Below are 15608 nucleotides of genomic sequence, written 5' to 3'. Positions count from 1 at the left end.
GTCCTTATCCCTGGGTCAGGCTCCTGTGGATGCTTTCCGCCGCGTCGCGGCCTTGCGCCACAGCCGAAACCGTCAGGTCGTCGCCACCAAAAATGCAGTCGCCGCCGGCCCAGACCTTGGCCAGCGATGTGCGCCCTTCCGCGTCGACCTTGATACGGCCGGCTTCGAGATCGATCGACGCCCCGCTGCCGTTGAGTGCAGCCGGCACGAAACTCTGGCCGATGGCCTTGAACACCTGGTCGGCAACCAGCGTCAGCGTCTCGCCGGTGCCGGCAAGCCGGTCGCCGTCGAGTGCCGTGTATTCGAGTTCGATGGCACTGACCTTGCCGCCTTCGGCAATCACCCGCTTCGGCTGCAGCCAGTGACGGATGGTGACGCCATTGGCGGCGGCCAGGTCCTGTTCGAATTCGGAGGCGTTCATATGCTCCTGGCCGCGCCGGTAGCAGATAGTCACCTCCTCGGCGCCAAGCAGCTTCGACTGCACGGCGGCGTCGATCGCCGTCATGCCGCCGCCGATGACGACGACGCGGCGGCCGACCGGCAACCCTGAGAGGTCGCTGGCCTGGCGCAGTTCGGCAATGAATTCGACCGCATTGGTGACGCCGGCGGCATCCTCGCCATCGGCGCGCAGCGCGTTGACACCGCCAAGCCCCATGCCGAGGAACACCGCATCGTAATTGCGGATCAGGTCGGAGAGCTGGTAATCGCGGCCGAGCGCCTTGCCATTCTGGATGTCGATGCCGCCGATCGCGGTGACATAGTCGACCTCGGCCTGGGCAAAGTTGTCGACGCTCTTATATGCGGCGATGCCATATTCGTTGAGGCCGCCCGCCTTCGGGCGCGCCTCCAGGATGGTCACGTCATGGCCATGGCGGGCGAGCCGGTGCGCCGCGGCAAGACCGGCCGGGCCGGCGCCGACGACGGCTACGGTTTTTCCTGTCGGCTCGGCGCGCGGATAAAATTGCCTGCTCTCGCTCATCGCGACATCGGTGGCGTAGCGCTGCAGGCGACCGATCTGGACCGGCTTGCCTTCCGCAACCTCGCGCACGCAAACCTCCTCGCACAGCGTCTCGGTGGGGCAGACGCGGGCGCACATGCCGCCCAAAATGTTCTGGTCGAAGATGGTCTTGGCCGAGCCGATCGGGTTACCGGTCGAGATCTGGCGGATGAACAGCGGAATGTCGATCGAGGTCGGGCATGCGTTCATGCACGGCGCGTCGTAGCAGAAATAGCAGCGATCGGATTCGACCAGCGCCTCGTGATGATCGAGCGGGGGATGCAGGTCGGAAAAATTATCCGCGTATTGGTCGGGCAGAAGTCGGCCGCCGACAATACCCTCTTTGAACTGACCTTCTGGCATTCTCAGTTCCCCATGTTTTCGTTTTGGGGAAGGCTAGCACGTTTTATTTTTTTATCAATTGGTCAATTTTTGGCGCAAACCGTTGAAAAAAATGGAAGAAAATATGATACTTGTATTCATGTTATAATGACGGTGGCACTGGGATAAGGCCGCCACCCCTGCCGTTGCCGTGGATAGACCTGATCTCGTCGGCGACCAATTGCTGCAACGTCCAAAGATTGCGGTCGCGAATGCCAAATTCCTCGAGGTGGCTGACCGTGTTGTAAAGATATTCCGCCCCGGAGCCGACATGGCCGCAGGCGCGCGCCAGCACCCGTGCCACTGTCTCCAGCGGCTGCCCGAGCGAAGTGCCCCTGCCCGTCACCCCGACCCAGAAACCCAGCGCCCGCAGATGCCCTTGCGCCGTACGCACCGGGACCCACCTGACCGAAGCGACGCTCTCATGATCGTCGATCTCGCGCCGCAACAGCCTTTCAATCTGAGCAGTCTTCTCCCCTTCCGGCAAACGGTAGATCACACCATCGCACCGCCCGCCGCGTTCGAGCGCCATCATCAGTCCAGGCTGCGCGACGCTGCCGCGCCAGCGAACCATGTCGATGCAGAACGAGCGGTGCCAGCCATGGGCGGTGGCACGCTGGCGTTCGACGGACTCGAAAGCCGGCTTCCAGATCAGCGAGCCATAGGCGAACACCCATAGCGGCCCCGCATCTGCTTCATCGGCGAGCCGCGCGGAAAGGACCCGGAAATCCTCGTCGCTCAGTTGCGTCCAGCCGCCGCTGGGCCCGGGATCGGCCTCGTCGCGATGGCACAGTGCGACAAGCTCGGCTGTAAGTGACATCTGCCGCATGGAACGACGACCTCCTCCTCGATGCCAAGCAAAGGCGAAAATCGCAAGACACGCAAGATTGCCAAGAGGGTGCGCCTTGCCGTTCCCGATTTCCAGCCCAGATGTCGGATTTCCGTCGTCAAGATCGTCCTAGGATGGATCGAACGACGATCGGCGCACAAAGGTGAGGAGACCGACCATGCCACAATCCCCGATGCCCTTCTTCTGGTACGAACTGATGACATCAGACCTCGACGCCGCCGAGGCTTTCTACCCCGCCGTGGTGGGCTGGAAGGCCGAGCCCTTCGATAAGGCTCCAGGCATGCCGCGCTATGTCGTCATGAATGCCGGCGAGCGTGGCGTCGGCGGCCTGATGACGATGCCTCAGGATGCCGCCAATATGGGCATGCCGCCCGCCTGGCTGGGCTACATCCACGCCAGGGATGTCGACGCGGCAACAGCGTCGCTGGAAAAGGCGGGGGGCGCCGTTCACCGCCAGCCCGACGACATTCCAGGCGTCGGCCGCTTTGCCGTCGTGGCCGATCCGCAAGGCGCGACCTTCATGCTCCTGCAGCCGAACGGCCCCGACCAGCCCGTCGTGCCGGCCAGCACGCCGGGCCATATCGGCTGGCATGAGCTTTATACGAGCGACTGGAAGGCCGCGTTTGACTTCTATTCCAGCCAGTTCGGCTGGGCCAATGCCGGCGAATTCAACATGGGGCCGATGGGCACTTACCAGACCTTTACCGCCGGCCCCGAATCCGGCGGTGGCATCATGAACAAGCCCGAGCAGATTCCGGTGCCGGTCTGGCAGTTCTATTTTAACGTCACCGGCATCGACGCGGCCGCAAAACGCGTCACCGACAATGGCGGCAAGATCCTGATGGGACCGATGGAGGTCCCCGGAGGCAGCTGGGTCGTGCAATGCCAGGATCCGCAAGGCGCGCACTTCGCTTTGATGGCGCCGGTGCGATAAGCGCCCGCGTCAACCGCTGATATCACGCTTGCTGGCGTCGGCTTATTCCGGTGCCAGCACCGCGACCTTGAGGGTCTCTTTCTTGGCACCGCTGAACTGGACGGTGGCTTGGCCGGCCGCGAGCTTGAAGCGCACGCTTTTGCGGATGCCGGGACACGTCTTGACGCCGCTATAGCCGGACGATTTCACGGCTTTGCCGTCCTGGATAACATCGACCCAGGCCTCGCCCGACAGGCTGATCTGGATGGTCCCCTCCGGCGGCACCGCCACACTGGCGACAGCGCCGAATGTGCCTTCCGCAGGTGCGCGTTCGGGCGGCACCGCAAAGCCGGCCTTCTCGGCCGGCACCAGCGCCAGATCCGCGGCCGCCCCTACTGCCAGTGTCGCTCCGGACGGCGTTGAGGGTGCCGTTGCAAACAGCGCCTGTTCGCGCGTCACCGGCCATCTAAAGGCCTCGCAGCCGGCGTCCTCGGCCATGGCTAAACTGGTACTCACAAGGATTGCGAACAGGCTGATGGCGACTTTTTTCATGGCAAGGGGACCCACATGTGAAGAGCATCCAAATCGACGCCTACAACCAATACAACCAAACAGGCAAAAATGCAACCTTTACGAGAACAATATGAAAGGCGGGGAACATTTCCAATCACCAATTGTTGATGGCTGGCCATGGGATGTGAATGGTCCACTGCCGGGCAATAACCTATGGCCGGTCCGAGAAGCCAAACGGAGTTTTGGATGAAGCTTTTCGATGGCCTTGCCAGATACCAGCCGCAGGCGCTTGGCGTTCTGCGCATCATGACCGCGCTGCAGTTCATCGAGCACGGCACGCAGAAACTGTTCAATTTCCCCGCCAGCGACCACGCAGCCACCGCGTTGAGCGGACTGCCGTTAGCAGCCGGCATCCTCGAATTCGCCGGTGGCATTCTGCTGGCGCTGGGCCTTTTCACCCGCCCGGTCGCATTCCTTCTGGCCGGCGAAATGGCGATCGCCTATTTCATGGCGCACATGCCGCGCGACTTCTTCCCCGTCAACAACAGCGGCGATTCGGCGATCTCGTTCTGCTTCATCTTCCTCTATCTGGTCTTTGCCGGCGCCGGCGCCTTCGCGCTCGACAACCGCCGCGGCGCATGATCCCATGCGGGGGGTCACCCCCGCATCCGTTCGAAATTCGCATCGAACAGCGGCGCCGCCTGAATGCGCGCCGCATGCCGTTTGCCCAGCAATTCGATTTCGAAGCCGTCGCTCTCCTCTGCGATCTCCTTCGGCACATAGCCGACAGCGACCGACTTCTTCGAATGATGGGCATAGCCGCCCGACGTCACCCAGCCGCGCACCGCGCCACCGAACCAGATCGGTTCGTCGCCGATGACATCGGCATCGTCGGCATCGACGATGAAGGCGCGCAGCCGCAACTTGCCGCCCTGTTTGCGCTCGGCCAGAGCCGCCGCCTTGCCGATGAAATCCGCGTCCTTGCCGTAGGCGACGAAACGATCGATGCCGGCTTCCAGCGGCCCATAGATCGGCCGGTATTCGCGCCCCCATGAGCCGTAGTTCTTCTCCAGCCGCAGCGCGTTGAGCGCGCGCGAGCCGAACAGACCGATGCCGAATTCCGCCCCCGCCGCCATCAGCGCCTGATAGGCGGCACGCTGATATTCCGGCACCACCCAGATCTCGTAGCCGAGATCGCCGGTGTAGCTGACGCGGCCAACGAGGCATGGCGCCATACCGACATCCATCTTGCCGACGGCCATGAAGGGAAATGCCGCGTTCGAGATGTCGGAGCGCGTGGCTTTCGCCAGCACGTCCCTGGCCTTGGGGCCGGCAATCGACAGGCCGGTAAGCTTTTGTCCCAGCGCTTCTATATGGACCGAGCCATCATCGGGCAGATGCTGCTCGAACCAGCGCATGTGATATTGCTCGGCAATGCCGGAGCCGGCCAGGAACCAGCCCCCTTCTTCCCGACCTTGGGGGCTGAGATTGGCCAGCGTGAAATCGCCGATCAGCCTGCCGTCGTCCTTCAGCATCGGGGCGAGCGTCATCCGGCCGGGCTTCGGCAGCTTGCAGGCGAGCATCCGGTCGAGCCAGGCCGCGGCCCCCTCGCCCGTCACCTTGTATTTGGCAAAGCTCGATATCTCCGACAAGCCGACGCCTGCGCGAACCGTCGCGACTTCGGCGGCGACATGGCTGAAGTCGCTCGAGCGCCGCCATGAGAATTCGTCCTTGACGCCTTCCGGCGCGTACCAGAGCGGCACTTCCAGCCCGTAGGCGACGCCCCACTGCGCACCCTTGGCCGACAACAGGTCATAGACGGGCGTCGTCTTTAGCGGCCGCCCGGCCGGCAGTTCCTCGTTGGGGAAGCGGATCGAAAAACGCCGGGAATAGTTTTCGCGCACCTTGGCGTTGGTGTAGGCCATCGTCGCCCAGTCGCCGTAGCGCGCAACATCCATCGCCCAGATGTCGGCGCCGGGATCGCCCTCGATCATCCAGTTGGATAGCGCCAGACCAACGCCACCGCCCTGGCTGAAGCCGGCCATGACGCCGCAGGCGACCCAGAAGCCCGGCAGGCCGCGCACCGGCCCGACCAGCGGGTTGCCGTCGGGCGCGAAAGTGAAGGGCCCATTGATGATCTGCTTGATGCCGGTGTTCTGGAAAGCCGGGAAATGCCGGAACCCGACCTCGAGCGACGGCGCGATGCGGTCGATATCCGGCGCCAGCAATTCATGGCCGAAATTCCACGGCGTCTGGTATTCTGACCATGGTTTGTTGGCTTTCTCATAGGTGCCCATCAGCATGCCGCCGCGTTCCTGGCGCAGATAGAGTTCGCCGTCGAAATCGACCGCATGGATGATTTCGGAGCCGGTTTTCTGGTTCCAGGCGGCAACCTCCGGCATGTCCTCGGTGATCAGGTACATGTGCTCCATCGCCAGTACTGGCAGTTCGAGCCCAACCATGCGGCCGACCTCGCGCGCCCACAGGCCGCCGGCATTGACGACATGCTCGGCCACCACCTCGCCCTTGTTGGTGATGACGCGCCACAGCCCGTCGGGACGGCGCACGATATCCTCGACCTTGGTGAAGCGCTCCACCTCGGCGCCGAGTTTTCGTGCCGCCTTGGCATAGGCGTGGGTGACACCGGAGGGATCGAGGTGGCCGTCCTCCTTGTTGCGGACGGCGCCGACGAACTGCTTGGGATCGAGCAGCGGCATCAGTTCGGCCGCCTCTTTCGGGGAGATTTCCTCCAGCTCGATGCCGAGATAACGGCCCTTGGCGACCACCCCGCGCAGCCAGTCGAGCCGCGCCTCGGTGGCCGCCAGAAGCACGCCGCCGGTCAGGTGGACGCCGGTTGCCTGGCCCGACAGCTCCTCGATCTCCTTGTAGAGGTTGATGGTGTATTTCTGCAGCTTGGCGACGTTGGGATCGCCATTGATCGTGTGCATGCCGCCGGCCGCGTGCCAGGTCGAGCCCGAGGTCAGCTCGTCGCGCTCCAGCAGCACGACGTCGGTCCAGCCATGACGGGCGAGATGGAACAGCACCGAACATCCGACGACGCCACCGCCGATGACCACGACCTTTGCATGCGATTTCATGGTTTCTTCTCTGATATCAGTTAGTTGGATGGGTGGGATGATTCAAAACGGGACGTTCGTGGCGCATCACGGCTCGCCCTGTCCGATCGCTTCCTTGCGCTTGGCCACGTAGGCCTCGAGCGCTTCGCGTACGGCGATGTCCATCACCGGCTCGACATAATCCTCCAGCGCCTTCTTCCACAGCCGCGTCGCGCGCGCGGTTGCGTCGAGGCCGCCGGCCTCCTGCCAGGCTTCGTAATTCTGCCAGTTGGAGAGCATCGGCTGGTAGAAGGCGGTGGCGTAGCGCTCCAGCGTGTGCGGCTCGCCGAAGAAATGGCCGCCGGTCGGCACCGCGCCCAGCGCCTCGACGGCAAGTTCGGCCTCATCGACCACGATCGGGCGCAAAAACTCCATCATGTGCTGGATCATCTCGACGTCGATGATGAATTTCTCGAACGAAGCCGTCAGCCCGCCCTCCTGCCAGCCGGCGGCGTGGTAGACGAGATTGCCATGGCCAAGCACCGCGCCCCACAACGCCATCAGCGTCTCATAGGCGCCTTGCGCGTCGGCGGCGTTGGAAGCCGAACCGGGCGTCGTCCGGTATGGCAGGCCATAGCGGCGCGCCAATTGACCCGAAGCGATGTTGGCCTTGGTGTTTTCAGGCGTGCCGAAGGCCGGCGCGCCCGACTTCATGTCGACATTGGAGGTGAAGGCGCCGTACATCACGGGCGCGCCTGGCCGCACCAGCTGCGTCAGCACGACGCCGAACAGCGCCTCGGCATTCTGCTGCGCCAGCGCCCCGGCCAGCGTCACCGGGCTCATCGCTCCCATCAACGTGAACGGTGTCACCGCCACCGACTGGCCGTACTCGGCCATGGTCATCAGCCCCTCGGCCATCATCTCGTCGAAGCGACGCGGCGAGTTGACCGAGATGATGGTGGCAATGCCGGGATCATCAGCCATCTGGGCCAGCGTCATCCCACGCGCGATCGCCATCATCTCGATGCCGTCCAGCGCCCTGCCCCGGCCGATCGCCGAGACATGAAAACTCTTGTCGGTCAGCGTCAGATTGGTGAAGTACGTATCGAGATGGCGTGAGTTGGCCGGCAGTTCGACGGGGGCGCAGACCTGGTTGCCAAGCATGTGGACGCAGTTGAAATGCTGCGCCAGCCTGGTCAGATCAGTATAGTCGCGCAGATTGCCGGCACGGCGGCCCCGCTCCATGTCATGCACATTGGGAGGACCCGCAACCAGCGTGAAATTGATGGTGTTGCCGCCGAGATGGATTGTGTTGGCCGGATTGCGTGGGGTCAGCGTATAGCCGGACCGCGTTGTCTTCAGCGCCTCGTCGATCATGCCGCGATCGACGCGCACATTGGCCGAGGCGTGATCGACCTTGGCGCCGGCCTTCTCGAACAGCGACAGCGCACGCGGGCTCATCACCTCGATGCCGAAATTCTCCAATATGTGCATCGACGCCTGATGGATCGCCTCGATCTGGTCTGGTGACAGCAAGGCCATCGGCGGATAGGGATTGATCACCCGCCTGGGCCGCAGCTGTGCGATGGGCGCTGGCCCCCGGTTGCTGGTGCGCTCGGCGCCGCGCTTGCGTCTTGGTTCGGTCATGCCGGCATCAAAGCTTCGGTAAACAGCGCAAGCTGTCAGAAATGCGCCGTTTACGGGCGTGATTTTAGCCAAGGCGGCATATGCTCAGCACGACTTTATAAAAGGCGACAATTGGCGTCGGAATACAGCTATGGCATTTTCTCACCTGACCGTGCCGACGAGGCGTTAACAGCGGCAGCAAGATTCCCTTTATGATTTCGGCCTATTGCTCATCCAATGCGTAGGTCGAGTTTTAGTAAAATTGTAGCGGTTGGCGTGCTGCTGGCACTTTCGGCCTGCGCGACGGCACCCAGTCACATCAACAATGTCTGCGCCGTCTTCGACCAGAACGATGGCTGGTTCGACAATTGGCAGTCGGGTGCCGAGCGCGCTTCACAGAAATACGGCGTGCCGGTGCCGGTGCTGATGGCAACGGTGCGCAAGGAATCCGGCTTCAAGAGCAACGCCCGGCCGCCGCGCACCAAACTGCTCGGCTTCATTCCGTGGAAACATGTCTCCTCGGCCACCGGCTTCTCGCAGGCGCTGGACGGCACCTGGTCGCAATATCAGCGCGAAACCGGCAACTGGGCGGCGCGGCGCACGAGATTCGCCGACGCCGTCGACTTCGTCGGCTGGTATCATTCCAAGACAGCCGACACATACGGCGTCGCGCGCAACGACACCTACAACCTCTACCTCGCCTATTACCTGGGCTGGACCGCCTATGGCCGCGGCAATCGTGGCGATGCGGGCGTCCAGGGCTACGCACGGGCCACCGACAAGATGGCCCGCGACTATGCTGTTCAGCTGCAGCAATGCGGGAGCTGATGTCCTGTCCGCGCTAGTGCGGCTTTGTCGTGTCCTTCGGTTTTGAATCACCGGTTTCCGACACCTCGTCGCGGACTTCGTGGCGACGGGCCCGCGAAACGGCGTCCGCCTCCTCGGCGGCCTCCCCGATCGCGTCGGCCTCAGCACCCGCTACCTTGCCATGTGGCCGCTTCGGCGGGTCGCCGGCAAAGCCCGGACCTTCGCCATGCGGCGCGTCGTCAGGCACGCCTTCATGGGCAGCATGTTCCCTGTCGAACTTGATCACCGGCTCCATGGTCTTGAGCACGTCGTCGGAGAGCCAGCACAGGCTCATATGGCCATCGCCGAGGTTCTTGACCGGCGGCACCTTGGTCTCGCACAGATTGTCAGGCACCAGCTTCTTGTAGCCGCAGCGTGTCTGGAACGGACAGCCGGACGGCGGGTTCATCGCCGAGGGGATGTCACCTTCCAGCACGATGTGCTTCTTGACCACGCTGGTGTCGGCAATCGGGATCGCCGAGAGCAGCGCCTCGGTATAGGGATGGTAGGGCGGCGCGAAGATCTGGTCTGTCGTGCCTTGCTCGACGATATAGCCGAGATACATGACGACGACGCGGTCGGCGATGTAGCGCACGACCGAGAGATCGTGGCTGATGAACAGCATCGTCGTCTTGTTCTTGCGCTGGATGTCCATCAGCAGTTCCGTCACCGCCGCCTGCACCGAGACATCGAGCGCCGAAACCGGCTCGTCGGCCACCACCACCTTGGCGTCGCCGGCGAAGGCTCGCGCCACGCCGATACGCTGCTTCTGGCCGCCGGAAAGCTGGCGCGGCTTGCGGGTTTCGAACGCCCGCGGCAGTTTCACCAGGTCGAGCAGTTCCAGCATGCGCTTGCGCCGGTCGGCGACGGTCTTGCCGACATTGAATTTTTCCAGCGTCCGGATGATCTGCGACCCCACCGAATGGCTGGGGTTCAGCGTGTCGAACGGGTTCTGGAACACCATCTGGATCGACGACACGGTGTCGACGCTGCGCTTCTCGATGCCGGTCGACTGGATTTCCTTGTTGCCGAGCGTGACGCTGCCGGAGCTGGCGGTTTCCAGCCCGAGCAATACCTTGGCAAGCGTCGACTTTCCGCAGCCGGATTCGCCGACGATGGCCACGGTCTCGGATTCGCGTGCCATGAACGAGATCGTCTCGTTGGCCTTGACGACGCGGCCTTCGCTCGAGCCGAACACCTCGCTGCCGCCGACCTTGTAGTATTTCCGCAGGTCCTCGATCTTGAGTACTGGCGCACCGGGCACGACGCGCTCATTCACCTTCTTGGCGCCGGGCGGCAACGCCTCCCAATCGATCTCGTTGAAGCGCACGCAGCGCGAGAAATGGCCCTCGTGTCCGGCGACTTCGATCATCGGGATTTCGGCGGCGTTGCAGACGCCCTCGACGAAATGGTGGCAGCGCGGGCCGAAATTGCAGCCTTTGGGCCGTTCGTGCGGCAGTGGCAATTGCCCCGGGATCGAGATCAGCGGCCGCGAGTTCTTGTCGGCGCCAGGCAGCGGGATCGAACGGAACAGCCCCTGCGTATAGGGGTGGCGCATCCGGTCGAAGACGTCCTTGATCTTGCCGGTCTCGACCGCCTCGCCCGAATACATCACCGTGATGCGGTCGCAGGTTTCCAGGATGAGGCCGAGATTGTGCGACACGAAGATCATCGAGGTGCCGAACTTCTCGCCCAACCCCTTGACCAGATCGACAATGCCCGCTTCCACGGTTACGTCGAGCGCCGTCGTCGGCTCGTCGAGCAGAAGCAGCGCCGGCTTCGACAGCAGCGCCATGGCGATAACGATGCGCTGCTGCTGGCCGCCGGAAAGCTGGTGCGGATAGGAGCGCATCATGCGCTCGGGATCGGGAAGCTTGACCGAGCGCACCATTTCGAGCGCCCTGGAGTAGGCCTCTTTCGTCGACACCTTGTCGTGGATCAACGGCACTTCCATCAGCTGCTGGCCGATCTTCATCGCCGGATTGAGGCTGGCCATCGGCTCCTGGTAGATCATGGCGATCTTGTTGCCGCGGATGGCGCGCAGCTCCTCGTCGGAGAGCTCGCCCATGTCCTTGCCCTGGAACTTGATCTTGCCGCCGACGATCTTTCCGATGTTGGAGAGGTCGCGCATGATGCCGAGCGACACGGTCGACTTGCCGCAACCGGATTCGCCGACGATGCCCATCGCCTCACCCGGCATGACCGTGCAGGAAAAGTCCATGACGGCCGGTATTTCGCCCTTGCGGGTGAAGAAGGAGATCGAAAGGTTCTCGATCTCGATGATCGGCTGTGCCGGATTTCGAACTGCCTCGTTCATGGGTCGCTCCAATCCTTATTCTTGGCCAAGTGGGATCTGAGACCCCGCCGTCAATCCTTCATCGATTGCTCACGCAGTGAGTCGGCGAGCAGGTTGAGACCCAGCACGAACGACATCAACGCGATCGTCGGCGGCAGCGCCGGGTGAATAAAGGACCGCAGCAATCGGCTGGCATCCTTGATCGCCGTACCCCAGTCCGGGCTCTCGGGCGCGAGGCCCAGGCCGAAGTAACCCAGCGTGCCGAGCAGTATGGTGGTGTAGCCGATGCGCAGGCAGGCATCGACAATCAGCGGCCCGCGCGCATTGGGCAGGATCTCCCACAGCATGATGTACCAAGGCGATTCACCGCGCGTCTGCGCTGCCGCCACATAGTCGCGCGTCTTGATGTCCATCACCAGGCCGCGCACGATGCGGAACACGCCCGGGCTGGAGGCGAACACCACCGCCACGAAGATATTGAGCTGGTTGGGATCGATGTGGACGATGTGCAGCGGATCCCTGTCGAAGACAAGGCCGAGGTAGATCCAGCCGCCGATGATCAGTGTCAGGCCGAGCAGGATATAAATCCGGTCGGGCCGGTTCTTGTAGCGCGTCCAGAACAGCACGCTGAAGAAAATGATCGGAAACAGGAAGAAGACGCCGGCCAGCGCATAGGGGATCGGCGTGTCCATGATGCCCGGCGTCACCAGCAGGTAGAACAAGAGGATCACCGGGAAGGCCAGCACGAGGTTGGCCAGGAACGACAGGATGGAATCGATCTTGCCGCCGTAGTAGCCGGCCGGCAGGCCAAGCGTGATGCCGACCATGAGCGCGAAACCGGTCGCGGCGGGTGCGATGATCAGCACGATCTGGCTGCCATAGACCATGCGCGAGAACACGTCGCGGGCGAGCTTGTCGCCGCCGAACAAGTAGACGAGCCCCGATTGCGGTTCGATGGCGCCCGGCAGCGTGTCCTTCATGATCGGGATCTGGCCGAGCGGATCGAAAGGCGAGATGGTCGAGGCGAAAATCGCCGTGAACAGCCAGAACAGGCAGATGAACACGCCCGCTATGCCGACGCCGCTGTCGAACAACTGGCCGTAGAGCGCCAGCTTCTTCTTGTAGAGAAAGCTCGCCCCCATGACGATGGCGAGCGCGGCCCAGACCGGCCAGAAGCGCCAGAGCACTTCGAGGACGATGGTGGAGGCGCCGATATATTGAGCTTGCATGCGCCTTCTCCCTACTGAACGCGGATGCGCGGATTGAGGAATGCATAGCCGACGTCGGAAATGAGCTGGGTGATCAGCACGATGAACACCGAGACCAGCGAACAGCCGAGCAGAAGATCGATGTCGTTGTTGCCGGCGGCCTCGACCAGCGTGTAGCCGAAGCCCTGGTAGCGGAACATCACCTCGACGATGACGACGCCGGTGAGCAGCCAGGGGAACTGCAGCATGATGACCGTGAACGGTGCGATCAAGGCGTTGCGCAGCGCGTGCTTGACCACGACGCTTTTGAAGGAAAGCCCCTTCAGACGTGCCGTGCGGATGTATTGCTGCGTCATCACCTCGACCATCGAGGCGCGTGTCATGCGTGCGATATAGCCGATGCCGTAGATCGCCAGCGTGATCACCGGCAGGGTGAAATTGTAAAAGGTGATGCCCTGGCTCGCGGACGCGGCCGACCCGTTCAGCCAGCCGAGCCACGAAGCGAAGATGACGGTGAAGATGACACCCGACACATATTCAGGCGTCGCTGTCGAGGCGATCGAGGCGATCGACAGCACGCGATCGGTGCGCGACCCCTCCCGCATGCCGGCAAGGATGCCAACCAGCAGCGACACCGGCACCATTACGCCCAGCACGCAGAGCATCAGAATGCCGGTAGCGCCCAGCGCAGGGAACAGCTTGGCCGCGACCGTGGTCTTGAACTTGGTCGAGCAGCCGAAATCGCCCTCGATCACGCCGGAGAATGTCGGCACGGCCGGGTCATTGCAGAAGGAGAAGCGCTGCGTGGTCTTTCCGGTCGCCGGATCCGTGATCGGCTGCTTGGGCACGACGCCGAGCCACTGGCCATAGCGAACGAAGAAATTCTGGCGATAGCCGTGATTGACCAGCCAGCTTTCAAGTTGCTCCGCCGATGTGTGCATTTCGGTCTGGCTGATCGCCAGCTTTTTCAGATTGGGTTCGAGATTGACGAGGAAGAAGACGACCAGCGTCAGGCACAGCATCGTGAGCAGTATCGTGCCGATGCGTCTGATGATGAATGAGAACATTGTGCCCCCCTGCCGGCCGGGTTGGGGTCAGATATGGTCAACCCTGTGACGAAAACCCTGTAGCGTCCCGCCGCCGCTGCATCCAATGCAACGGCGACGATCCTGCGAATATGAGGGGCAGGCGCCCCTCATATCCATCAAGCAGCGGTCACGCCTGATCGAGCCAGACCTTGCCGAAATCGTGCTCGTAGGTGGGGTGCATCGAGTGGTTCTTCACCTCGGGCTTGATGTTGATGTAGAGCTTGCGCCAGTAAGGCTGGATGATGATGCCGGAATCCTGCAGCATCTGCTCGATGTCCTTCATCACCACCTTGCGCTTCTCCGCATCGGCGATGCCGAGCGCCTCGTTGACCTTCTTGTCGAAGTCCGGATTGGCATAGGCCGTCTCGTTCCAGGCTTCGCCCGAGCGGTAAGCGATGGCGATGACCTGGATGCCAAGCGGACGCATGTTCCAGTTGGTCTCCGAGAATGGGTACTTCGTCCAGTCGTTCCAGAAGGTCGAGCTCGGCAGCACGGTGCGCTTCACCTTGATGCCGGCCTCGCGCAGCTGGGCCGCGATCGCGTCCGTGGTGTTCTTGTGGTAGTCCTCGTCGTTGCTGATCAGCTCGTGTTCGAAATCGATCACGCCGGCTTCCGTCAGCATCTGCTTGGCCTTGGCGACGTCGCGCTTGATCTTCGGCAGTTCGACATATTCCGGATGGATCGGCGCGACATGGTGGTTTTCGGCCGGCGTGCCGGCATTGCCGTAGCCGAGCTGCAGGACCACCGAATTGTCGACGGCCAGGCACATCGCCTGACGCACCTTCTGGTCGCCATAAGGCTTGGCGTTGACGTTGAAGCGCGACACCACGGTAGCCGCGGTCACCACTTCCGAAGGCGGCGCGCCGACGTCCGCGATGATCTTGACGTAGTCGGCGGTCGTTTCGTGGTTGGTCTGCACTTCGCCCGATTCGAAGGCCGAAACGGTCGCGGCCGGATCGGTGCCGTAGTCGATGAACTCGACGCCGTCGAGGAAGGCTTCGCCTTGCCACCACTTGCCGGTCGTGCGGCGCTTGTAGACCACCTTCTGGCCGACATCATAGGAGACGAGCTCGAACGGACCAGTGCCGATCGGGCAGTTCTTGAAGTTGGCGCCCTTCTCGTCGAAGCTCTTGTGGACGACGAGGCCGGGATAGTCGCACAGGTTCGGGATGATGGCGATGTCGGGCTTCGACAGCTTCAGTTTGACGGTCATGTCGTCGACCTTAACGATCGACCCTTCGCGCAACTTCTTGGTCTTTTCGTCAACGAGGCTGCCGAGACGTCCAGGCATCGAGTTGCCTTCGGCTGATTTGTCGGCCCAGCGGGTGAAATTGTAGATCACGTCATCGGCGGTGAACTTGTCGCCATTGTTCCATTCGACGCCAGGCCGCACATGCAGCGTGTACTCGGTGGCGTCGTCGTTGATGTCCCAGCTTGCCAGCAGATATGGAGCGAATGTGTACTCCTTGGTGTATTTCACCAGCGGCTCGAGCGCTTGGCGCTCGGCGTTGGAAATCTCGGACCAGTCGGCGGTACGCGGATCCTTGGGATCCTTGACCGACATCGCCACTTTCAGCACGCCGCCCTTCTTGCCCTGGACGTCCTCGGCCTTGGCCGGGGTCGGAGCGGCAAGGCCGAGCAGGCCGTAAGCCATGGCGGTCGAGGCACCGAAGACGCTGGCGAGCGCGAGGAATTCGCGGCGATCGACTTTGCCCGACTTGGCTTCTTCGGCCATCGCCAGGATGTGATCCGGAACGCTGTCGCCGTTGCTCTTATAGATTGTCATGACTAACTCCCATTGTTGGCTTTCCGCCGATTAACATTCCGCATCCGG

At 62.6% G+C, this 15608-nt stretch carries 12 protein-coding genes; 3 read left to right on the top strand and 9 right to left on the bottom strand.

The window, feature by feature from the left end:
• Positions 1-4: 4 nt before the first annotated feature.
• A complete protein-coding gene (locus tag FJ936_RS24250) occupies positions 5-1360 on the bottom strand; it encodes an NAD(P)-dependent oxidoreductase (protein ID WP_015317145.1) in 1356 nt (451 codons plus the stop codon).
• A 121-nt stretch (positions 1361-1481) separates the two neighbouring features.
• Entirely contained in the window at positions 1482-2207 is a 726-nt protein-coding gene (locus tag FJ936_RS24245; protein ID WP_140793713.1) for a gamma-glutamylcyclotransferase, read from the bottom strand.
• A 178-nt stretch (positions 2208-2385) separates the two neighbouring features.
• On the opposite strand from FJ936_RS24245, the gene FJ936_RS24240 reads away from it, so the two are divergent.
• Positions 2386-3162: a VOC family protein gene (locus FJ936_RS24240; RefSeq protein WP_140793715.1), complete on the top strand. Its 777-nt coding sequence runs from the start codon at positions 2386-2388 to the stop codon at positions 3160-3162.
• Positions 3163-3204: 42 nt separating this feature from the next.
• On the opposite strand, the gene FJ936_RS24235 is transcribed toward FJ936_RS24240, so the two are convergent.
• Positions 3205-3693: a hypothetical protein gene (locus FJ936_RS24235; RefSeq protein WP_140615536.1), complete on the bottom strand. Its 489-nt coding sequence runs from the start codon at positions 3691-3693 to the stop codon at positions 3205-3207.
• Between the two features lie 207 nt (positions 3694-3900).
• On the opposite strand from FJ936_RS24235, the gene FJ936_RS24230 reads away from it, so the two are divergent.
• Positions 3901-4296 carry a DoxX family protein gene (locus FJ936_RS24230; RefSeq protein WP_140665323.1) on the top strand — a complete coding sequence of 132 codons (396 nt, stop codon included), beginning with the start codon at positions 3901-3903 and terminating at the stop codon, positions 4294-4296.
• Between the two features lie 14 nt (positions 4297-4310).
• Here FJ936_RS24230 and FJ936_RS24225 read toward each other — a convergent pair whose 3' ends face one another.
• Together FJ936_RS24225 and FJ936_RS24220 are read right to left on the bottom strand one after the other, a co-directional pair.
• Positions 4311-6752 carry an FAD-dependent oxidoreductase gene (locus FJ936_RS24225; protein WP_140793717.1) on the bottom strand — a complete coding sequence of 814 codons (2442 nt, stop codon included), beginning with the start codon at positions 6750-6752 and terminating at the stop codon, positions 4311-4313.
• A gap of 66 nt (positions 6753-6818) precedes the next feature.
• Positions 6819-8357 carry a trimethylamine methyltransferase family protein gene (locus FJ936_RS24220; RefSeq protein ID WP_141907095.1) on the bottom strand — a complete coding sequence of 513 codons (1539 nt, stop codon included), beginning with the start codon at positions 8355-8357 and terminating at the stop codon, positions 6819-6821.
• Positions 8358-8573: 216 nt separating this feature from the next.
• Between FJ936_RS24220 and FJ936_RS24215 the strand changes: the two genes are divergently transcribed.
• Complete coding sequence (locus tag FJ936_RS24215) at positions 8574-9164, top strand: transglycosylase SLT domain-containing protein (RefSeq protein WP_015317138.1); 591 nt, start codon at positions 8574-8576, stop codon at positions 9162-9164.
• Positions 9165-9177: 13 nt separating this feature from the next.
• On the opposite strand, the gene FJ936_RS24210 is transcribed toward FJ936_RS24215, so the two are convergent.
• The 4 genes from FJ936_RS24210 to FJ936_RS24195 form a co-directional block, all read right to left on the bottom strand.
• A complete protein-coding gene (locus tag FJ936_RS24210) occupies positions 9178-11499 on the bottom strand; it encodes an ABC transporter ATP-binding protein (protein ID WP_141907094.1) in 2322 nt (773 codons plus the stop codon).
• 50 nt (positions 11500-11549) lie between these two features.
• The gene (locus FJ936_RS24205) at positions 11550-12707 is read right to left on the bottom strand and encodes an ABC transporter permease (protein WP_140793861.1); all 1158 of its coding nucleotides are present in this window, start codon (positions 12705-12707) and stop codon (positions 11550-11552) included.
• 11 nt (positions 12708-12718) lie between these two features.
• Entirely contained in the window at positions 12719-13753 is a 1035-nt protein-coding gene (locus tag FJ936_RS24200; protein WP_015317135.1) for an ABC transporter permease, read from the bottom strand.
• A 148-nt stretch (positions 13754-13901) separates the two neighbouring features.
• Positions 13902-15560, bottom strand: a complete 1659-nt coding sequence (locus tag FJ936_RS24195; protein WP_015317134.1) for an ABC transporter substrate-binding protein — start codon at positions 15558-15560, stop codon at positions 13902-13904.
• Positions 15561-15608 lie beyond the last annotated feature (48 nt).

It is taken from the genome of Mesorhizobium sp. B2-4-13 (assembly GCF_006658535.1).
GTDB classification, from domain to species: domain Bacteria; phylum Pseudomonadota; class Alphaproteobacteria; order Rhizobiales; family Rhizobiaceae; genus Mesorhizobium; species Mesorhizobium australicum.
This window is presented reverse-complemented; position numbering and strand designations above follow the sequence as displayed.